Origin of the sequence: Rhizobium lentis, from assembly GCF_014200175.1 — a bacterium.
Lineage (GTDB): Bacteria > Pseudomonadota > Alphaproteobacteria > Rhizobiales > Rhizobiaceae > Rhizobium > Rhizobium mulingense.
Genome location: NZ_JACHBD010000011.1, coordinates 257,886 through 277,034, shown reverse-complemented (window position 1 = coordinate 277,034; position 19,149 = coordinate 257,886). Strand labels below are relative to the sequence as shown.

Annotated in this window: 16 protein-coding genes and 1 pseudogene; 7 read left to right on the top strand and 10 right to left on the bottom strand. The window is 62.4% G+C overall.

All coding sequences use genetic code 11. The annotated features are described in order from the left end of the window. Positions 1-67 precede the first annotated feature (67 nt). The gene (gene betC, locus GGI60_RS24745; protein WP_183918846.1) at positions 68-1,582 is read left to right on the top strand and encodes a choline-sulfatase; all 1,515 of its coding nucleotides are present in this window, start codon (positions 68-70) and stop codon (positions 1,580-1,582) included. 15 nt (positions 1,583-1,597) lie between these two features. Here betC and GGI60_RS24740 read toward each other — a convergent pair. After that, positions 1,598-2,457 (bottom strand): annotated as a pseudogene (locus GGI60_RS24740) (sugar phosphate isomerase/epimerase family protein). 66 nt (positions 2,458-2,523) lie between these two features. Further along, a complete protein-coding gene (locus tag GGI60_RS24735; RefSeq protein ID WP_183918847.1) occupies positions 2,524-3,894 on the bottom strand; it encodes an amidase in 1,371 nt (456 codons plus the stop codon). 271 nt (positions 3,895-4,165) lie between these two features. On the opposite strand from GGI60_RS24735, the gene GGI60_RS24730 reads away from it, so the two are divergent. Next, positions 4,166-4,444 carry a hypothetical protein gene (locus GGI60_RS24730; protein WP_183919066.1) on the top strand — a complete coding sequence of 93 codons (279 nt, stop codon included), beginning with the start codon at positions 4,166-4,168 and terminating at the stop codon, positions 4,442-4,444. 90 nt (positions 4,445-4,534) lie between these two features. Next, on the top strand, positions 4,535-4,972 hold the full coding sequence (locus tag GGI60_RS24725; protein WP_183918848.1) for a DUF1810 domain-containing protein: 438 nt from the start codon (positions 4,535-4,537) through the stop codon (positions 4,970-4,972). Here the strand turns inward: GGI60_RS24725 and GGI60_RS24720 are convergent. Both GGI60_RS24720 and GGI60_RS24715 read right to left on the bottom strand, forming a co-directional pair. Next, positions 4,956-5,153, bottom strand: a complete 198-nt coding sequence (locus GGI60_RS24720) for a hypothetical protein (protein ID WP_183918849.1) — start codon at positions 5,151-5,153, stop codon at positions 4,956-4,958. The genes GGI60_RS24725 and GGI60_RS24720 overlap by 17 nt on opposite strands. Before the next feature lie 65 nt (positions 5,154-5,218). Continuing rightward, positions 5,219-5,842: a TetR/AcrR family transcriptional regulator gene (locus tag GGI60_RS24715; protein WP_183918850.1), complete on the bottom strand. Its 624-nt coding sequence runs from the start codon at positions 5,840-5,842 to the stop codon at positions 5,219-5,221. A gap of 126 nt (positions 5,843-5,968) precedes the next feature. On the opposite strand from GGI60_RS24715, the gene GGI60_RS24710 reads away from it, so the two are divergent. Further along, positions 5,969-6,184 (top strand): hypothetical protein, encoded by a 216-nt coding sequence (locus GGI60_RS24710; RefSeq protein ID WP_183918851.1) that lies wholly within the window; start codon positions 5,969-5,971, stop codon positions 6,182-6,184. A 53-nt stretch (positions 6,185-6,237) separates the two neighbouring features. Here the strand turns inward: GGI60_RS24710 and GGI60_RS24705 are convergent, their stop codons facing one another. Continuing rightward, on the bottom strand, positions 6,238-6,765 hold the full coding sequence (locus tag GGI60_RS24705) for a winged helix DNA-binding protein (RefSeq protein ID WP_183918852.1): 528 nt from the start codon (positions 6,763-6,765) through the stop codon (positions 6,238-6,240). An 88-nt stretch (positions 6,766-6,853) separates the two neighbouring features. On the opposite strand from GGI60_RS24705, the gene GGI60_RS24700 reads away from it, so the two are divergent. Continuing rightward, positions 6,854-10,465 (top strand): hydantoinase B/oxoprolinase family protein, encoded by a 3,612-nt coding sequence (locus tag GGI60_RS24700; protein WP_183918853.1) that lies wholly within the window; start codon positions 6,854-6,856, stop codon positions 10,463-10,465. A 90-nt stretch (positions 10,466-10,555) separates the two neighbouring features. Here the strand turns inward: GGI60_RS24700 and GGI60_RS24695 are convergent, their stop codons facing one another. Further along, positions 10,556-11,413 (bottom strand): SDR family oxidoreductase, encoded by an 858-nt coding sequence (locus tag GGI60_RS24695; protein WP_183918854.1) that lies wholly within the window; start codon positions 11,411-11,413, stop codon positions 10,556-10,558. A gap of 191 nt (positions 11,414-11,604) precedes the next feature. Here GGI60_RS24695 and GGI60_RS24690 point away from each other — a divergent pair, with 191 nt between their 5' ends. Continuing rightward, positions 11,605-12,444: an IclR family transcriptional regulator gene (locus GGI60_RS24690; RefSeq protein ID WP_183918855.1), complete on the top strand. Its 840-nt coding sequence runs from the start codon at positions 11,605-11,607 to the stop codon at positions 12,442-12,444. 18 nt (positions 12,445-12,462) lie between these two features. On the opposite strand, the gene GGI60_RS24685 is transcribed toward GGI60_RS24690, so the two are convergent. Next, positions 12,463-13,671 carry an amidohydrolase/deacetylase family metallohydrolase gene (locus GGI60_RS24685; protein WP_183918856.1) on the bottom strand — a complete coding sequence of 403 codons (1,209 nt, stop codon included), beginning with the start codon at positions 13,669-13,671 and terminating at the stop codon, positions 12,463-12,465. A gap of 237 nt (positions 13,672-13,908) precedes the next feature. Next, positions 13,909-14,775, bottom strand: coding sequence for a sigma-70 family RNA polymerase sigma factor (locus GGI60_RS24680; protein WP_183918857.1), 867 nt, complete (start codon positions 14,773-14,775; stop codon positions 13,909-13,911). 108 nt (positions 14,776-14,883) lie between these two features. Between GGI60_RS24680 and GGI60_RS24675 the strand changes: the two genes are divergently transcribed. Beyond that, a complete protein-coding gene (locus GGI60_RS24675; RefSeq protein WP_183918858.1) occupies positions 14,884-15,342 on the top strand; it encodes a carboxymuconolactone decarboxylase family protein in 459 nt (152 codons plus the stop codon). 64 nt (positions 15,343-15,406) lie between these two features. Here the strand turns inward: GGI60_RS24675 and rhaI are convergent, their stop codons facing one another. Further along, positions 15,407-16,699, bottom strand: a complete 1,293-nt coding sequence (rhaI, locus tag GGI60_RS24670) for an L-rhamnose catabolism isomerase (protein WP_183918859.1) — start codon at positions 16,697-16,699, stop codon at positions 15,407-15,409. 214 nt (positions 16,700-16,913) lie between these two features. Next, positions 16,914-19,010 carry a bifunctional rhamnulose-1-phosphate aldolase/short-chain dehydrogenase gene (locus GGI60_RS24665; RefSeq protein ID WP_183918860.1) on the bottom strand — a complete coding sequence of 699 codons (2,097 nt, stop codon included), beginning with the start codon at positions 19,008-19,010 and terminating at the stop codon, positions 16,914-16,916. Positions 19,011-19,149 lie beyond the last annotated feature (139 nt).

The following is a 19,149-nucleotide window of genomic DNA, read 5'->3' as shown; positions in this document are numbered from 1 at the left end:
GCTGTCTTTACAGCCGTCATATTAGGCGCTTCAATAAAATCATCAAATAGCAAAAAGGAGGAACGACATGGCGCGCCCGAACATCCTCATCCTGATGGTGGACCAGTTGAACGGAACCTTCTTTCCCGATGGTCCCGCCGATTTTCTTCACGCGCCGCATCTGAAATTACTGGCGGGCCGCTCCGTGCGTTTTGCCAATAGCTATACGGCAAGCCCGCTCTGCGCGCCGGCGCGGGCGTCCTTCATGTCGGGGCAATTGCCGAGCCGGACGCGCGTCTATGACAACGCGGCGGAATTTGCCTCCGACATTCCGACCTATGCACACCATCTGCGCGCGGCCGGATACCAGACGGCGCTGTCGGGCAAGATGCATTTCGTCGGCCCCGACCAGCTTCACGGTTTCGAGGAACGGCTGACGACGGACATCTATCCGGCCGATTTCGGCTGGACGCCCGATTATACCAAGCCCGGCGAGCGCATCGACTGGTGGTATCACAATCTCGGCTCGGTCACCGGCGCCGGCATTGCCGAAATCACCAATCAGATGGAATATGACGACGAGGTCGCCTATCACGCCACCCGCAAGCTCTTCGACCTCTCGCGTGGTCATGACGAACGCCCCTGGTGCCTTACCGTCAGCTTCACCCATCCGCACGACCCCTATGTCGCGCGCCGCAAATTCTGGGATCTCTACGAGGACTGCCCGGCACTCGACCCGGCGGTCGCTGCGATCCCTTTCGAGCGGCAGGATCCTCATTCTCAGCGCCTGATGAACGCCTGCGAGCACAATGCGTTCGACATCAGCCAAGAGCAGATCAGGCGGGCAAGACGCGGCTATTTCGCCAATATCTCCTATGTCGACGACAAGATCGGCGAGATTCTCGGCGTGCTGGAACGCAGCCGCATGGCGGAGAACACCATCATCCTCTTCGTGTCCGACCACGGCGACATGCTTGGCGATCGCGGCCTCTGGTTCAAGATGAACTTCTTCGAAGGTTCGGCGCGGGTTCCGCTGATGATCGCAGCCCCCGGCTGGACGCCGAAGCGCATCGATCAGCCTGTCTCCACCCTTGACGTAACGCCGACGCTTGCCGGTCTTGCCGGCATTGATATCGCGTCATTGAAGCCGTGGACCGAAGGCCAAGATCTTGCAGCCCTCGCGACGGGCACCGGCGGCCGTGGCCCGGTACTGATGGAATATGCCGCGGAAGGCTCGGAAGCTCCGCTCGTCTGCATCAGGGACGGGCGCTACAAGCTCTCGCTCTGCGAGAAGGACCCGCCGATGCTGTTCGATCTCGAGGCCGATCCGCAAGAGCTTGACGATCTCGCGGGAAATCCGGCGCATGCCGAGACGCTGGCGCGGCTCGTCGAACAGGCGGGCCGGCGCTGGAACCTTGCCGCTTTCGACGCGGCCGTGCGCGAAAGCCAGGCCCGCCGCTGGGTGGTCTACGCAGCGCTGCGCAACGGCGCCTATTATCCATGGGATTATCAGCCGCTGCAGAAAGCGTCGGAGCGTTATATGCGCAACCACATGGATCTGAACGTGCTGGAGGAAAGCCAGCGGTTCCCGCGCCAGGAGTAATGGGAACGCTTCGGTTCAAGCCGTCCGGCGCGCCGGCGCGCCGCGCAGAAAATCCTCGATGAAGCGCTTTTGCAGCAGGATGCCGTCCCATTCGTCGGGGAAGAAGGGCGAGTCGTAGATCAGCGTGAAAGGGCCGGCATAACCGGCTCTTTCGCACATCTCCAAGCATTGGCGGTAGTCGTCTGCATCGAGGCCGCCGGCATTGTAATCGGCCTTGGCGTGGCAGATTTCCGCCCGGCGCATGATATCGGCCAGACCGGCATATTTCGCGGGTGCCGACCAGTTGCCTAGGTCGCCGTTGAGCCCGACCTTGCCGTCCAGCCGGTCGAGCAGCCAGTTCATCTCCACCGGCGACGGCAGCAAATCGAACCAGTTCTCGACGACAATCCGTACGCCGCTGCCTTCCGCCTTCTCGGTGAGCCAGCTGAGGTGACGGGCGGCCCGGCTAAGATTTTCATCTGTCGGCTTCTGCTTGCCGGCGATGACGCGCATTCTCTGCGCCCCGAGTGCCGCCGCGATGCCGATCCACTCGGCCATCCAGCCGATGTCGCGTTCTGCCGTCCCGGCATGGCTGGGATCGCCGTCCTCACGAGCAGCGTCTGGAGCACCACGTTCGAGGCCGCCATCGCATCGCTGAGTTCGCCGATATAAGCGGCATCGAGGCTCGGCAGATGGAAGGAGCAGATTTCCAGCCGGTTGACGCCGCGCGCCGCCAGCATCGCCGGCACGTCGATTAGCGCCGCGCCGCCGGGGCCGTAGGGTTCCTTCGGCGCCGCGCTCTTGTCGGGGTCAGGGCTGTAGGCGTGGACGGCGCCTAGCAAGCGATGCAACGACCATGTCGAAACCGCGAAGCGTCCATTTTGCAAAAGCTGCATCTGCCGTCCTCCCAGGATCTCCAGATGCCATCAATGGCAACAAACGCTCGTCGGATCAATTGTCGATCAGCTGAAATCGCCGCGAACGACCGGTTCGGCGGCAAGGGCAACTCCCAGCAGCGCTTCGTCGCGACGGGCTGTCGCCGAAAGCAGCAGCCCGACCGGCATGCCTGAGGCACCGGTGCCGCAGGGGATGGAGACGCCGCACCAGTCGAGGAAATTGCCGAGCGCGGTATTTCGCAGCGTCTTGTTGTTGGTGGCGAAGAACAGGTCGTCGTCCTGCTCCAGCGGACCGATCGGCGGAGCGACATGGGCGACCGTTGGAAAAGCGATGAGCCGGTCGCCGACAAGGCGCTCGACATCGGCGATCAGGCGGCCGCGCGCCGCAAGGATCGCCAGGTAATCGGCCAGGCTCGTCCTGCTTCCCAAGCGGGTCCGCATGACGACACGATGGTCCATCCTGTCCGCATCAGGTCCCGCGAGCCGTTCCCGATGCAACGCGAAAGCTTCCGCGGTGACCAGCGGGCCATATCTCGTCATCAGATCGAAAATCTCATCGAAGGCGGGAATGACGGCGCGGGCAACATGAACGCCCGCGCTTTGAAGACGTTCCAAAGCGGCCTCGAACGCGGCGATCACGTCAGGCTCGGCTCCGTCGAAGACGATATTTTCAGGCACGAGCAATTCCAGCCCCAGCAGCGGACGCTCAGCGACCTCGGGCGCGGTCAGGCCGCGCATCGCCGCATCGATCCAAACCGCGTCCTTGACTGTGCGGCAAAGCGGCCCCAACGAATCCAGGCTTTTCGCCAGCGGATAGACACCGTCCATGGCATGGCGGCCGCGTGTCGCCTTGTAGCCGACGATGCCGTTGAGGGCGGCGGGAATACGCACCGAGCCGCCGGTATCCGTGCCCATCGCGACCGGCACCAGTCCGGCGGCGACGGCCACACCGGCGCCGGAGGAGGAACCGCCGGGGATACGCGGGCGGTCGGCGCTACGCGGATTGACCGGCGTGCCGTAATGCGGATTGATGCCGAGGCCGGAAAAGGCGAACTCGCTCATATTGGTACAGCCGATGGCGATCATGCCGGCATTCCTGAGCAAAGCGACGACGGCCGCATCCCGTTCGGCCGGCGCATCCCTTGCCAGGACGCTCGAACCCGCCGTCGTCGTCCGGCCTTCAATGTCGAAAAGATCTTTCCAGGCGATCGGAATACCGTCCAGCAGTCCGAGCGAGCGCCCCTGCCGCAGCCGTTCGGAAGACGCGCGCGCTTCTTCCATCGCCCGGTCTTCAAGCAGCATGGTGAAGACGGCCTTGTCGGCGTAATTCGCGATGGCGTCGAAGACGGACTCGGCCACATCGACCGGATCGGCTGCGCCGCCCTGAATGAGGACGGAAAGCTGGGCGACCGACATGGCGCCGAAGGATTTGCTCATGGGACGATCCAGACGAAATATCCCTCCGGATTACCGCGGATCATTTCGATGAGCCAGAGCTTCACGATATTTTGCATGCATTAGTTCGATTTTTTGAACACTGCGTTTGCAGATCGCCCCTTCAATTGCCGCGATTGAAACCACACATGATGCTCGCATTTGGAGTAGGATTCGGCACGAGGGTGAGGGTTTACCCTCGGGACGCGACTCCGCATGTGTTGCAGGAGTATTTAGAATGACAGATTGTGAAACTTTAAGCCGTCACCGGGATATGGTGACCGTCCACGTGAAAGAGGACGAAACGGCCGGCGCCGGCGAGCGCGATTATGCGGAACATGTCAGAGCCCAGAAACTTTCGGGCTTTGAGCGCGTTGTCATTGTCGGCGCATTGCTTGTCTTGAGCTTTGCGGGTTTTGCCGCATATTCTTCCGGCAATACCGATCCGATGACGACATCGGCCATTGCCGCCCCCGCCGGCGATAATCCGCCGCATCATCCGGCTTACGGCCATTGCCGCGACAGCAGCCCTTACGCTGAAAGGGTCTGCTGAGAGCCTGGCCACCTCGTCGGGCAGAAAAGTTTCGCCGGGCATGGAGCCCCTTGGCCCAGGCTGCAACACAGCAGGAAAAGGGAAAGAACCATGGCCGGTGATATCGACTTCAACCTCGACCGCTTCGTCGAAGCCCAGAACGGCATCTACCAACAGGCGCTCTCCGAGCTGCAAGCCGGACGCAAGACGTCCCACTGGATGTGGTTCATCTTCCCGCAGATATCAGGTCTCGGCACGTCGGCGATGGCGAAAAAATATGCGATCCGTTCGGCCGAGGAAGCCGCCGCCTATCTCGCCCATCCCATTCTTTCAAGCCGGCTGCTGCTCTGCGTCGAGGCGATTTTATCGGTCAAGGGCCGATCGGCGCACGTCATCCTTGGCTCGCCCGATGACTTCAAGCTGCGCTCATCGATGACGCTGTTTGCCGCGATCAGCGATCATGGCTCGCCCTTCCACCGGGCGATCGAGCGTTTTTATGAGGGACAGTTCGACGAGCGGACGATGGAGATTCTCAGCGCCAGGGATTAGCCGCTCTGTTCTCGAGGGCGGCGATCTCGTCGGATACCTCGCTCAATCGCTGGCGCAGATCGCTGTCGGTGCCGTCATCGACTTCTTCCTCGCCGAAACAATAGCGCGCATCGTGAAGCTCCAGCTTGGCTTCAAGCTCGGCGCGTTTGGCATATAGGCGCTTGAGATAGACGTAGTTCATCTCTGCCTCCACATTGCCTTCCGGTGATGGAAAAACGGCATGGAGGCGGTAAGGTTCCCCGGAGGTCAGGTGAAAGAGGCGATCGCTGCTCTGCATGCCTTGGCGAAATGGCCGCAACAGCCGGCGGCGCCCATCGCCTGGCGACTGACGCGCGCGCCTTCGAGCAGCAGCGTCAGCGTATCGGCGAGAAGTTGAGGTTCGCGCGCACCCGCTGCCGAACAGAGCGCGGCCAGGCGATCACGCTGTGCGGCCTTGTGCCGTTCGATCATTTCGTGGGCGGGATGGCCCTCCCCCTTGAGCTCGATGGCAGCGTTGGCGAGATCGCAGCCCGCGGGCTCGCCGTTCAGACACTGCGCCCGCATCTCCACCCAGGCGTCGAGCTGGGCACGAGGATCGCCGGGATGAGCGGCCTCCAGGTCGCGCCAGATGGCATCGGCCTTTTCGGAGGCGCGCCGCAGCGTCTCGCAGACGAGTTCGTCCTTCGAGCCGAAATGGCGGTAGAGCGTCATCTTGTTGGTCAGCGCGGCGTCGGCAATGGCATCGACGCCGATGCCGCGGATGCCGCGTTCGCGGAAAAGCTCCACCGCCGTCGAGACGATGCGCTCCCGCGGCGGGATGCGATCTTCTGAAACGGTTGCGGAGATTTCATTCGAAGTTTCTGATTTTTTTGCGGACGAAGTCCTTGACATCAATGTGACCGATCGGTAACAACAGCATTGTTACTTACCGGTAACACCACAGACCGCGAAAGTCAACGCACAGGGTTGGCGGCGGATGTGAAACACGGGCGACCGCCCACGAAAGGAGGACAAGCCATGAGAACGACCAGAGACGACCTGACGATATCCGAAGCCCTTCGCGACCCCCTGATCGCCATGGTGTTGCGCGCCGACGGCGTGAAGCTTGAGGACTTCAAGCAGCTCCTGGAGACGGCCGCCGGCAAACGCGAACCACGCCCGACGCCGGTGGGCAAGATGATCGGGGCGCTGGCAAGCCGCGCCAATCTGCCGGCCATGCCCTGCTTCGGCTGAAAAAGCCACCTGAATACCGGGGGATCTCTCCCTGCCCCCGACAAGGGCTGTCGTCATAAAGAGGCGGCGGCCCTTGCTGCTTGATCGTAGTGGCCGGATAGCGCCCTCAGCGTCGCCGCCACTGCCGATGTCGCTGCCGGATCGAGCCCAAGCCCTCTGACCGAATCAACCAGCAGCGCTTCGCGCACGGCGCGATATTTCAGGCAGATTTCAAGTCCCTTGTCGGTGGCAGCGATCAACTTCTCCTTGCCCGCCCGCGTGCTTTTCACGAGATCGCGCTTTTCCAGTTTCTTGATTGCATAAATCACCAGATGGGTATCCTCGACGCCGAGCACGCTGCAAAGGTCGCCGAGCCGCTTCGGCCGCTGCCGGTGAGCCACCGAATGCAGCACCAGCACGTCGATTGCGGCGCAGCCCGGCTCACCGGCCGCCGTCATGCAGCGCACCATCCAGCGGTCGAAGGCATTGCTGGCAAGGATGAGGCCGAATTCCAGCTCCGACAGAACAGGAAGCGCGCCATCGGCCAGATGTGCGGAGGAGACGATCGGCCCGATCTCCTGTCGTCCACGCCCATCCGCCATATCAATGCCTCCACGATCCAAGATGAGAAACGTTGACATTTTATCGATAAATCGTCAATAAATTTTAAGTTCAACAGGAGGCCGGACGATGGGCGGACAGTGGGATTTCTGGATCGATCGCGGCGGCACGTTCACCGATATCGTCGCCCGGCGCCCTGACGGGTCACTCATTGCCCACAAGCTGCTCTCGGAAAATCCGGAAGCCTATCGCGACCCGGCGGTGCACGGCATTCGCGAGTTGCTCGGCCTCAAAGCCGATGATCCGGTCCCTTCCGAGCTCATCGGCGCGGTGAAAATGGGAACGACGGTCGCCACCAATGCGCTTCTGGAGCGCAAGGGTGATCCGACCCTCCTGGTGACGACGAAGGGTTTTCGCGACGCGCTGGAGATCGGCTACCAGGCCCGCGCCGATATCTTCGCCAAGAAGATCGTCAAGCCGGAACTGCTCTATGCCGATGTCATCGAGGCCGACGAGCGTGTGCTGGCCGACGGCACCGTAGAACGCCCGCTCGACGAGGATGACTTGCGGCAAGCCCTGGAAGCTGCCTATGCCCAAGGGCTGCGCGCCGTCGCCATCGTCTTCATGCACGCCTATCGCTACCCCGAGCACGAGCAGCGGGCCGCCGCCATCGCCCGCGCGATCGGCTTCGCCCAGGTCTCACCCTCGCATGTGGTTTCACCGCTGATCAAGCTCGTCGGCCGCGGTGATACCGCCGTCGTCGATGCCTATCTGTCTCCGGTTCTGAGGCGCTATGTCGATCAGGTCGCAGCCGAGCTCGGCGCTGTCGAGGGACAAGGCCCGAAATTGATGTTCATGCAGTCCTCCGGCGGGCTGACCGACGCGCATCTCTTTCAGGGCAAGGACGCAATCCTCTCCGGCCCTGCAGGCGGGGTCGTCGGCGCGGTCGAGGTCTCACGTATTGCCGGTTTCAACAGGATGATCGGCTTCGATATGGGCGGCACCTCGACCGACGTTTCGCATTACGACGGTGAATTGGAACGCGCTTTCGAGACCGAGGTGGCCGGCGTGCGCATGCGCGCGCCGATGATGAAGATCCATACCGTCGCGGCCGGCGGCGGCTCGATCCTCAGTTATGACGGCTCGCGCTTCCGCGTCGGCCCGGAATCGGCGGGCGCGACGCCCGGCCCAAAATCCTATCGCCGCGGCGGCCCGCTTGCCGTCACCGACGCCAACATCATGACCGGCAAGCTGCTGCCGGAATTCTTCCCCGCGATCTTCGGGCCCGAGCAGGACCAGCCGCTCGATGCCGAGGCGGTGCGCGCAGCCTTTGCCGAGTTGGCAGAGACGATCGGCGGCGGACGGGCGGCCGAGGACGTTGCCGACGGCTTCCTCGCCATTGCCGTCGAGAATATGGCAAATGCCATCAAGAAGATCTCCGTCCAGCGCGGCTATGACGTTTCGGACTATGCGCTCACGTGCTTCGGCGGTGCCGGCGGCCAGCATGCCTGCCTCGTCGCCGACAGCCTCGGCATGAAAACCGTGCTGATCCACCCGTTTTCCGGCATCCTCTCCGCCTATGGCATGGGACTTGCCGACATCCGCGCCACGCGCCAGCGCGCAGTGCTGACGGAGATTGCCGAGGCGCTGGCGACGATCGGCGGCATCAGGGCTGAACTGGAGGAAGATGTCCGCGAGGAGTTGAGGCTGCAGGGCGTCGAGGCTGCCGAGATGGAGATCGTTACCCGCCTGCATCTGCAATACAAGGGCACCGACACGGCCCTGCCGGTCGCCTTCGGGCCACAGGAGGAGATGGTGCGAGCCTTCGCCATTGCCCATAAGAAGCAGTTCGGCTTCATCTTCGAAGACCGCCCTGTCGTCGTCGACTCCATCGAAGTCGAGGGCATTGGCGGCGGCGCCGATATCGAGGAAGCGGCGACGCAAGCGGAAGCCTTCGTGCCGCAAGCGCTACGCACGACCCGCTTCTTTTCCGGCGGCGCATGGCATGAGGCCGGCATCTTCGAACGCGGTGCGCTGAAGCCTGGCGCCGTCCTCAAGGGCCCTGCCCTCGTCATCGAGCCACACCAGACGATCGTCGTCGAACCCGGCTGGCAGGCACGGCTCACGGAGCTCGATCATATCGTTCTCACCCGCGAAATTTCGCTTGCCCGCAATGCCGCCGTCGGCACGAATGCCGACCCTGTCATGCTCGAAGTCTTCAACAACCTCTTCATGGCGATCGCCGAGCAGATGGGCGTGACGCTGCAGAACACCGCCCATTCGGTCAACATCAAGGAACGACTCGATTTCTCCTGCGCCGTCTTCGACCGCACCGGCGCGCTTGTCGCCAATGCACCGCATATGCCGGTGCATCTCGGCTCCATGGACCGTTCGGTCGAAACGATCATCCGCCTCAACGCGGGCCGCATCCGCCCGGGTGACGTCTTCGCGCTCAACGCGCCTTACAATGGCGGCACGCACCTGCCCGACATCACCGTTGTCACACCTGTTTTCGACGACGCGGGAAAAACCATTTTGTTTTACGTCGCCTCGCGCGGCCATCACGCCGATATCGGCGGCAAGGCGCCGGGCTCGATGACGCCGCGGGCGACGAAGGTCGACGAGGAAGGCGTGCTGATCGACAATTTCCTGCTGGTCGATGAAGGCCGTTTTCGCGAGGCCGAATTCGCGGCCATGCTGAAGGATCATCCTTATCCCGCCCGCAACCCCGCCCAGAACCTCGCCGACGTGAAGGCGCAGATCGCCGCCAATGAAAAGGGGGTTTGGGAATTGCGCAAAATGGTCGCTCATTTCGGGCTCGACGTCGTCGAAGCCTATATGGGCCATGTGCAGGACAATGCCGAAGAGAGCGTCCGCCGAGTGATCGCCCGCCTCAGCGACAGCCAATTCACCTATCCCACCGATCAGGGCGCCGTCATCAAGGTGAAGATCACCGTCGACAGGAAGGCGCGTGAGGCGACGGTCGACTTCACCGGTACGAGCGCGCAGCAGCCGACCAATTTCAATGCGCCGGAGCCGGTGACCCGCGCCGCCGTGCTCTACGTCTTCCGCGTTATGGTCGAGCAGCCGATCCCGATGAATGCCGGCTGCTTGCGGCCGATCCGGATCATCGTGCCGGAGGGTTCGATGCTTCGTCCAGTCTATCCGGCCGCCGTCGTCGCCGGCAATGTCGAGACCAGCCAGCATGTGACGAATGCCCTGTTCGGCGCGCTCGGAACGCTCGCGGCAGCCCAGGGTTCGATGAACAACCTGACCTTCGGCAATGCCACCTACCAATATTACGAGACGATCTGCGCCGGTGGCCCGGCCGGCAGGCTCAACGACGGCACCGGCTTTGACGGCGCCGACGGCGTCCATACGCATATGACCAATTCGCGGCTGACCGATCCCGAGGTTCTGGAATTCCGATTTCCCGTTGTACTCGAAGATTTCCACATCCGCCGCGGTTCCGGCGGCAAGGGACAATATAGCGCCGGCGGCGGCACCGAGCGCACAATCCGCTTTCTGGAAATGATGGATTGCAGCATTCTCTCCTCGCATCGAATGATCCGGCCGTTCGGCCTGTTCGGCGGGGAAGACGGACAGCTTGGGAAAACCGAGATCCGTCGCGCGAACGGCACCGTCGAAAGGCTCGAAGGCTGCGACCAGTCAATGCTCGCCGCCGGGGACGCCGTGATCGTCACGACGCCGACCGGCGGCGGCTTCGGCAGGCCGCAGTGAAAGGCGTCGCATCAGACTTGATCGACACGCTTCAGCTCCTCGTTTCATGCAGGTCTTTGACCCGGAACCGCCAATTCCGCCCGACCTGCATTACAGGATCGGCTTGCCGCCAGTGACCGCGATTGTCGTGCCGGAGACATAGCTCGACAAAGGATCGGCCAGCATCACGTAGGCTGTTGCGAGCTCGGCCGGCTGGCCCGGCCGTTTCATCGGTACCTGCTTGCCGAAATTGCTGACGCTTTCCTCAGGAAGCGTCGAGGGAATGAGCGGCGTCCAGATTGGCCCCGGCGCCACGGCGTTGGCGCGAATGCCTTTCTCGGCCAGCAGCTGGGCGAGGCCGGCGGTGAAATTCTGGATCGCCCCCTTGGTCGTCGCATAGGCGAGCAATGTCGGATTCGGACTGTCGGAGTTGATCGAGGCCGTATTGATAATGGCGCTGCCGGGCTGCATATGGGGGACGGCAGCCTTGGTCAGGTAGAACATCGCGTGGATGTTGACCTTGAAGGTCAGTTCCCACTCCTCGTCGCTGATCTCGTCGATGCTTTTGAAGCTGGCCTGATGTGCGGCATTGTTGACGAGTATATCGATACCCCCGAGCTCCTTGACTGCCGTCTCGACGATCTGTCGGCAATGAGTCGGGTCCTGGATATCGCCGCTGACGAGCACGGCCTTGCGTCCGGCCTGTTCGACGAGCCGCTTGGTCTCGTCGGCATCTTCATCCTCGTCGAGATACGAAATCACCAAGTCGGCGCCTTCCCTGGCATAGGCGATCGCCACCGCCCGGCCGATGCCGCTATCGCCGCCGGTAATGATGGCCCGCTTGCCTTTCAGCCGTTCGGAACCGCGATAGCTTTTCTCGCCATGGTCGGGAACGGGATCCATCTGCGCGGTAAAACCCGGCATGGGCTGTTTCTGGGACGGGAAAGGCGGTGTCGGATAATTCGTCATCGTGACCTCCTGGGTTCAGGGTCAAACTCAGGCTGCGGCTTGTTGTTCCAAGTTCTATGATGGAGTTTTCCCGCACTGAGGTGATGGCCACTGTCGCGCCCGTCACATGATCAACCTACAAAATGTTGCGATTTGCCACCGCGACCGCTATGCCATAGTAATGTAACATGATCGCAGTTTTAATGAGGTGCATGGAATTGGACGGAAAGACATCACCCGCAGTTTACTCCGAAGATGAAGGCCATGCCGACGAAGCCGCCGGCAAGAGCGCGCGGCGCGCGCGCGTCAGCGGCATCGACCGCGCGCTCCAAGTGATCGATCATCTCTATGAGACGGGGTCGCCCGCCGGTGTCTATGCCATTGCCAAGGCGGTGAAGGCGCCGCTTTCGACCGTCTACGTCATCGTCGACGATCTCGTCGAGAAGAACATGCTGACCCGCCAGGCGGACGGCTCGATCTGGCTCGGCGCGCGGCTTTATCACTACGGGCTTGCCTATGCCCGGTCACTGGATTTCATGAGCATCGCCACCCACGAGATGCACGATCTTTGCCGCCAGGCCGGCGAAACCGTGCAGGTCTGCGGCCGCGACGGCGACTACATGCTGGTGCTGGCCATGGCCGACGGCCCGAGCCACTTCCAGGTGGCCTCGCGCGTCGGCACCCGGGTGCCGCTGAACTGGACGGCATCCGGCCGCCTGCTCGTCGGCCATCTGCCAGAAGAAGAGCGCATCGAGCTCTTCAAGCGCTGCGCCCGCTCGTCACCGACCGGCCGCGCCGAGATCGATCCCCGCACCCTGTCGGAAGCCGCTGGCAAGGCCTTCGAGGCGCGCCTGTCGATCCAGGCTGGGGAATCGGATTATGCGGTGGCCTGCATCGCCTCGCCGATCTGCGACCGTGACGGCCACTGCGTCGCCACCATTTCCATCGTACTGCCGGAGCAGAAGGCTTTTTCCGACGAGAACCATTACACTGCGCATGTTCGTAGTTCGGCGGAGCAGATCGAAAAACTGATGGGCTGGCGCAACCGCTGACCTGCCGGTCGGTGGACCCTATCTGTAGGAATAGCCATGGCTATGCCGCACGAGTTTGCGCGCTCGCGGCACGTAGCGGCTGGCGGTAACGGCGTCGGCGCCCATCACCGCATAGCGCGGCTCGAACAGCTTGTTCAAGACCGAGACATCGCCGTTGGAATCCGTCGCTTCGAGGTCGGAATCGACCAGGTCGAAAATGGTGAATTCCGCCTGCGCGCCGACGGAAAGCCGGTTCTGCATCGGCAGCTTGATGACGGATGCCGGCGCATGGGTAACGGCCTCAACCACCTTGTCGAAGGGCATGCCGACGCTGAGCAGCTTCGACATCGTCGTCGCCAGGTCCCAGACCGGAAAATTCATCGAATGGCCGTGCAGGTCGGTCGAGATCGAGAAGGGCAGCAGCCCGCGGGCGATCGCCGCCTCGGCGACCTTGAAGGAGAAGGAGGCGCCGCCGTGGCCGATGTCGAGGCGGATGCCCTCCGAAGCGCAGCGCTCGGCGAGACTGAAGAGATCCTCGTCCTCCATGATGCTCGAACCGGCCTTGCCGTTGAAGCAGTGGGTGACGACATCGCCGGGGCCGAGAATCTCAAGCACTTCGTTATAAAGCGCCGGCGGTTCGCCGACATGCACCATCATCGGTAACTTCAGGATCTTGGCGATCTTCTTACCGAGCTTGACGGGAGTGACGCCCCAGGAGCCGGTGATGACATGGCTGGCGCGTACCTTGATGCCGACGATGTGCTCGCTGTTTTCGGCATAGACTTCGAGGATCCGGTCGAGATCGATATCTCTGATATCCCTGAGTTCGGCAACACGGTTACAGGCGACAAGACCGATCGAGCCGAGGTTCAGGAAGGCCTTGATGCGCTCGCGCGAGGGCTCGATGATATATTCGCGGAAACCGTGAAAATTCGCCTCGCCGGCCGACCCGGCATCGACTAGCGTTGTCACGCCGCGTTCGAGACCGCATTCGGAGGGGCGGATCGAAATGTCGGTGCCGCCATGCCAGATATGCACATGCAGGTCGATCCAGCCGGGCGAGATGAAGGCACCCTTGCCGTCAATGCGCGTGACATCTTGCAAGACCGCGAGCGACGGACCGATCTCGGTGATCCGGCCCTCGGCATCGACGAGAATGTCGATCGCCCCCTCGCCTGCGCCGGTACCGAAGGCAACCGGTTTGACATTGGTGAGCAGAAGCGGCTTCTTCGCCTGGTCGCCGGACATGATATGCTTTCCTTTAGAGGTCTCGAAACCTGTCTGCAGGTAACGATGAGAGGCATTGGGGAGGTGGGACCGCCTGCATCACACGGCTATAGTTCTACAATTATGATACTTGAGGCCTTATAATAGAATAAGGGCGAGGGTATCGCTGTCAAGAGAAATGACGCCCGTTCGCGGCCTAGCAATCGGGCGCGGCGCGACTCTTCCGAAGCGCGCGAGTTTCAAAGGACCGCCTTTTGTTCAATCCCGTAGGATCGAAAAGTCGAGCCGCTGCAGCTGATCTGGGTCGGCGACGGCATCGATCGCGACGATCCTGTTCTCATCGATCGTCAGCGTCACCGCGACGCGGATCTGGCCGTCAACATGCACGACAAAGCCGAGCTCACCATCGACGATCGCCATTTGCGCCGCCTTTGCCCGGCCTTTGAAGGCCGCAGCGACGTCGGTCGCGCCACGCATGGCGCCGATACCGTACCGGGCGGCCGTCGCATCCGGCCGAAAGACGACATCGGGGGCAAGCACCGCGACCAGCCCCTCCAGATCGCCATTGCGCGACGCCGTCAGAAAGGCCGCGGCGATCGCCCGCTTGCGGCCAAGATCGACATCCGGCGCTTCGTCCATGCCTTGGACGCGCCGGCGGGCGCGGCTTGCGAGCTGCCGGGTGGCGGCGGAGGAACGGCCGATGATCGGCGCGATCTCGTCGAACGGCAGATCGAACATGTCGTGCAGCACGAAGGCGACACGTTCGGCCGGCGCCAGCGTCTGCAGCACCACGAGCAGCGCCAGACCGACGGAATCGGCGAAGGCTGCGTCGCGTTCGGGATCCCCGCCCGGATCGGCGGCCGTCGCATGCACGGGCATCTCCAGCGGCTCCTCGCGCCGGCCCTTGCGGGCGCGCAGCATGTCGAGGCAGATGCGCGCCACGACCGTCGTCAGCCAACCGCCGAGATTGCCGATCCCGGTCGCATCGGTGCGGCTCAGCCGCAACCAGGCCTCCTGAACGGCATCCTCCGCCTCGCTGCGCGAGCCGAGCATCCGATAGGCCGCGGCCCTGAGATGCCCCCGGTTCGCCTCGAATTCATCGGCCAGCCATTTTTTCTCGTCCACGTGTCACATTCCTCCGCTGCGTTGCGTCAAGGCCATGACGAATGAAACCTGGCCGGTGTGACAGCGCCGGCGCATCGTCGAAGAGCAAACACATCAAGGAGACATATCATGCAGGAGAGAATGGGAAATCCCGCCCTCGTCCTTCCCGCGGCCATGCAGGCGCTGAACGCCCTCGGCAAAGTGCCGGCAGAGGCCGGCCTTTCACCGAAGCTGCTCGAACTCGTCAATCTGCGCGCCAGCCAGATCAACGGCTGCAGCGTATGCATCGACGGGCATCCCAGGATCTCAAAGAAGCTCGGCGAGACCGATGAGAGACTCTTTGCCGTCAGCGCCTGGCGCGACACGCCCTATTTCAGCGATGCCGAACGAGCCGCCCTTGCGCTGACCGAGGCGGTGACCCGCACCAGCGACCGCGCCGATCCGGTGACGGACGAGGTCTGGGACGAGGCGACCCGGCATTATGACGGCAGGAGCCTTGCGGCGCTCGTCATCGCCATCGCCAACATCAATGTCTGGAACCGGCTAAACATAGCAACTCGTCAGATCGCCGGCGCCTGGAAGCCGTAAACAGCGATGGCCGGCAGCGCGTCATCCGCGCTGCCGGCCATCCTTTTACCTTCAGTTTCGCAATTCAGATGATACCGCCGCCGCCGGCAACGGAAGCCGGACGCTCGGCCGCCACCTTGTTGCGGTAGCCGCTGGCGCGGTAGGCGGCGATCGGGTCGATCGCGCCGCCGGCCCTGCGCCGCGCCTCAGCGAGGATCGGCTCGACATCGGCGCGATAGGCGCGCTTCAGCGTTTCCGACGCCATCAGCGCGTCATTGTCCTGCTGATAGCCTTCAAGCGCCTTGCGGTCGACGAGCAGCGCCTGCGCATAGGCACGGCGGATCTCGTTGGCGCTGTTGATCAGGCTCTCGATCGGGTCGGTGACATTGTGCGACTGGTCGATCATATGGGCCGGGTTGAAGTCATTGACGCCGCGCTGTTCGGCATCGACCAGCTCGTTGAACACCAGGAACAGCCGATAGGGATCGATCACACCGGCATCGAGATCGTCGTCGCCATATTTCGAGTCGTTGAAGTGGAAGCCGCCGAGCTTGCCGAACTGGATCAGGCGGGCGACGATCATCTCGATATTGGTGTTCGGCGCATGATGGCCGAGGTCAACAAGGCAGTAGGCCTTGGGACCAAGGGTCTGGGCGATCAGATAGTTGGTGCCCCAATCCTGTACGACCGTCGAATAGAAGGCCGGTTCGTACATCTTGTGCTCAGAGAAGAGCTTCCAATCGTCGGGCAAGGCCTTGTAAATGTCAGCCATCGAGGTGAGGTAACGCTCGAACGCCTTGGTGAAATTGCTCTGGCCGGGGAAGTTCGAGCCGTCGCCGATCCAGACCGTCAGCGCCTTGGAACCGATCCTCTTACCGATCTCGATGCATTCGAGATTGTGCTCGACCGCCTGGGCGCGTGTCGCCGCATTGGTGTGGCTGAGTGAGCCGTACTTATAGGAATAGGCCTGGCCCGGCGCGTCGGAAAAGGTGTTCGAATTCATTGCATCGAAACCGAGACCCAGGGCATCGCCCTTGGCTTTCAATTCGCTCGTATCCGCCCTGTCCCAGGGAATATGCAGCGAAACATTCGGCGTGGCCTGCGTCAGCTGGTTAATGACGGCGCAATCGTCGAGCTTATCGAAAATGCCGCGCGGCTCGCCGGCACCTGGGAAGCGGGCAAAGCGCGTGCCGCCGGTGCCGACGCCCCAGGAAGGAACGGCGACGAAGAATTCGGCAACCTTGCGCGTGATGGCTTCGATATCGACGCCGCGGCGCGTAAGTGTCGCGCCCAGCGCCTCATAATCGGCTTTCAGTGCGGCTGCCCGCTTGTCGTTTTCGTTCTCGATGAGATCCTGTGCGATCCTGAACTCGGCCATGTCTTCCTCCCGGTTCTGCAATTTCTACATTGGAACTGCCGTGGGGCCGCCCCTCATCCGCCTGCCGGCACCTTCTCCCCGTCGAACGGGGAGAAGGGGGTATGCCGCGCCGTCTCCGTCCCACTCCAACATCTCGTTGGGCAAGTCCCCTCTCCCCGCCAGAACGGGCAGAGGGTTAGGGTAAGGGGCAGACGCATCCGCCCCAGCTAAAAAATCACCGCGTGAAGCTTTGGACGTTGCCGGCGTCGACGTTGATGATGTTGCCGGTCGATTTGGCCGAAAGATCAGACGCCAGGAAGTAGACAGCCTCGGCGATATCCTCGGGAAACACGTTGAGTTTCAGCATCGAGCGCTTGCGGTAATGTTCCTCGAGCTCGTCAACCTCGATCTTGGACGAGGCGGCGCGCTGCTCGCGCCATTCGCCGCTCCAGATCTTCGAACCGCGCAGCACCGCGTCCGGGTTGACGGTATTGACGCGTATGCCGGCATCCGCCCCTTCCAACGCCAGGCAGCGGGCGAGATGGATTTCGGCAGCCTTTGCCGTGCAATAGGCAGACGCATTCGGCGAAGCGGCAAGGCCGTTCTTCGAGGCGACGAAGACGATGTTGCCGCCGAGCGCCTGGCGGCGGAACAGGCGGAAGGCCTCGCGCGAGACAAGGAAGTAGCCGGTCGCCAGAATATCGATATTGCGGTTCCAGGTCGAAAGCTCGGTGACTTCGATCGGCGCGGACGAGGCAATCCCGGCATTCGAGACGAGGATATCGACGCCGCCGAATTCGACCGAAGCTTCCGCGAAGGAGGCGATCACCGCATCTTCCCTGGTGACGTCGAGCCGGACGCTGCGCACGGCGTCAGCACCGTATTTCTTGACGAAATCGGCCTCTGTGCTTTCGAGTGCTGCCTGATCGATATCGGCAAGCACCACGCAGGCGCCCTCGCCGACGAGGCGCGCGGCCGTCGCCCGGCCAATGCCGCCGGCGCCGCCGGTGACGAAGGCGACCTTGCCGGCAAGGCTCTTCGGCTTCGGCATACGTTGCAACTTGGCCTCTTCGAGCAGCCAGTATTCGATATCGAAGGCTTCCTGCTCCGGCAGGCCCTGATATTCCGAGACCGTCGAAGCGCCGCGCATGACGTTGATGGCGTTGACGTAGAATTCGCTGGCGATGCGTGCCGTCGCCTTGTCGCGGGCAAAAGACAGCATGCCGACGCCGGGAACGAGGAAGATGACGGGATTGGCGTCGCGGATAGCGGGCGAATTGTCATGCTTGCAGTCGTTGTAATAGCGGGCGTAATCGACCCGGTAATCCTCCAGCGCCTGGTCGAGGCCGGCGACGATCGCATCGACATCCGGCTTGGCCGGGTCGAAATCGACGATCAGCGGCCGGATCTTGGTGCGCAGGAAATGGTCGGGGCAGCTGGTGCCGAGCGCGCCGAGCGGCCGCAGATCTCGGGAATTGACGAATTCGAGCACGGCGTCCTGATCGTCGAAATGCCCGAGCTTGCGCTCCTGCTTGCCGATGCGGCCGCGGATCTCCGGCATCAGCCGGGCGGCGATGGCGCGGCGCTCGGCTACCGGCAGGCTCTGCGTGAGTGCACCGCCGAAAATCGTCTTGCCTTCGGTCTTTTCGGCAAACCAGACGATCGCCTTGTTGATGATGTCGAGCGTCAGTTCGTAACAGGCCTTGGCGTCGTTTGCCCAAGTGAAGAGACCATGGCTTTCGAGCACGACGCCCTTGGCGTTCGGGTTCGCCTTGACGAAGGCTTCGAGATCGAGGCCGAGCTGGAAGCCCGGACGGCGCCAGGGCAGCCAGCCGATCTCGTCGCCGAAGATCTGCCTGGTCAATTCCCTGGAATTCTTCGATGCGGCGATTGCGATGATCGCATCGGGATGCATGTGATCGACATGGGTGAACGGCACGAAACCGTGCAGCGGCGTGTCGATCGAGGCAGCACGGCCATTCAGGTTGAAGGTGCAATGCGGCAGGAAGCCGACCATGCGGTCTTCGTCCTCGACACCCTTATAGATGTCTTTCAGCGATTCCAGCTTGTCCTGGTAAAGCGTCGCAAAACCGTCGAGCTTGATGGTGCCGACATCGCCGCCCGAGCCCTTGACCCAGAGCACCTTGACCTTGCTGCCGGTCAGCGGATCGGTTTCCATCACCTTTGCCGAGGTGTTGCCGCCGCCGTAATTGGTGATGCGCTTGTCGGCGCCGAGCAGATTGGAGCGATAGAGCAGCTTGCCGGGCTCATCGAGGCCTGCCGCGTAACCATCATCCCACCGGTTTTCCAGAAGCCGGACGTTCGCCGCCATGTCATCCTCCCATATAGGCTTGCAAGGCGCCGCAATCCCAGCGCCCTTTCGCTCACGGTATCGCGCATCAAAAGTAGGCTTGTCAATCGAAAACGATCAATTTCGATTATTGTGCAGCGCAATATGAAAATTTATGATC

What these genes read in the sequence shown, in the direction of transcription:
- rhaI (WP_183918859.1), bottom strand. Translation starts at nt 16,699, where the DNA reads ATGGCCGAGTTCAGGATCGCACAGGATCTCATCGAGAACGAAAACGAC.
- betC (WP_183918846.1), top strand. Translation starts at nt 68, where the DNA reads ATGGCGCGCCCGAACATCCTCATCCTGATGGTGGACCAGTTGAACGGA.
- GGI60_RS24715 (WP_183918850.1), bottom strand. Translation starts at nt 5,842, where the DNA reads ATGTCAAGGACTTCGTCCGCAAAAAAATCAGAAACTTCGAATGAAATC.
- GGI60_RS24705 (WP_183918852.1), bottom strand. Translation starts at nt 6,765, where the DNA reads ATGGCGGATGGGCGTGGACGACAGGAGATCGGGCCGATCGTCTCCTCC.
- GGI60_RS24735 (WP_183918847.1), bottom strand. Translation starts at nt 3,894, where the DNA reads ATGAGCAAATCCTTCGGCGCCATGTCGGTCGCCCAGCTTTCCGTCCTC.
- GGI60_RS24710 (WP_183918851.1), top strand. Translation starts at nt 5,969, where the DNA reads ATGAGAACGACCAGAGACGACCTGACGATATCCGAAGCCCTTCGCGAC.
- GGI60_RS24685 (WP_183918856.1), bottom strand. Translation starts at nt 13,671, where the DNA reads ATGTCCGGCGACCAGGCGAAGAAGCCGCTTCTGCTCACCAATGTCAAA.
- GGI60_RS24720 (WP_183918849.1), bottom strand. Translation starts at nt 5,153, where the DNA reads ATGAACTACGTCTATCTCAAGCGCCTATATGCCAAACGCGCCGAGCTT.
- GGI60_RS24665 (WP_183918860.1), bottom strand. Translation starts at nt 19,010, where the DNA reads ATGGCGGCGAACGTCCGGCTTCTGGAAAACCGGTGGGATGATGGTTAC.
- GGI60_RS24730 (WP_183919066.1), top strand. Translation starts at nt 4,166, where the DNA reads ATGGTGACCGTCCACGTGAAAGAGGACGAAACGGCCGGCGCCGGCGAG.
- GGI60_RS24675 (WP_183918858.1), top strand. Translation starts at nt 14,884, where the DNA reads ATGCAGGAGAGAATGGGAAATCCCGCCCTCGTCCTTCCCGCGGCCATG.
- GGI60_RS24695 (WP_183918854.1), bottom strand. Translation starts at nt 11,413, where the DNA reads ATGACGAATTATCCGACACCGCCTTTCCCGTCCCAGAAACAGCCCATG.
- GGI60_RS24690 (WP_183918855.1), top strand. Translation starts at nt 11,605, where the DNA reads ATGGAATTGGACGGAAAGACATCACCCGCAGTTTACTCCGAAGATGAA.
- GGI60_RS24725 (WP_183918848.1), top strand. Translation starts at nt 4,535, where the DNA reads ATGGCCGGTGATATCGACTTCAACCTCGACCGCTTCGTCGAAGCCCAG.
- GGI60_RS24700 (WP_183918853.1), top strand. Translation starts at nt 6,854, where the DNA reads ATGGGCGGACAGTGGGATTTCTGGATCGATCGCGGCGGCACGTTCACC.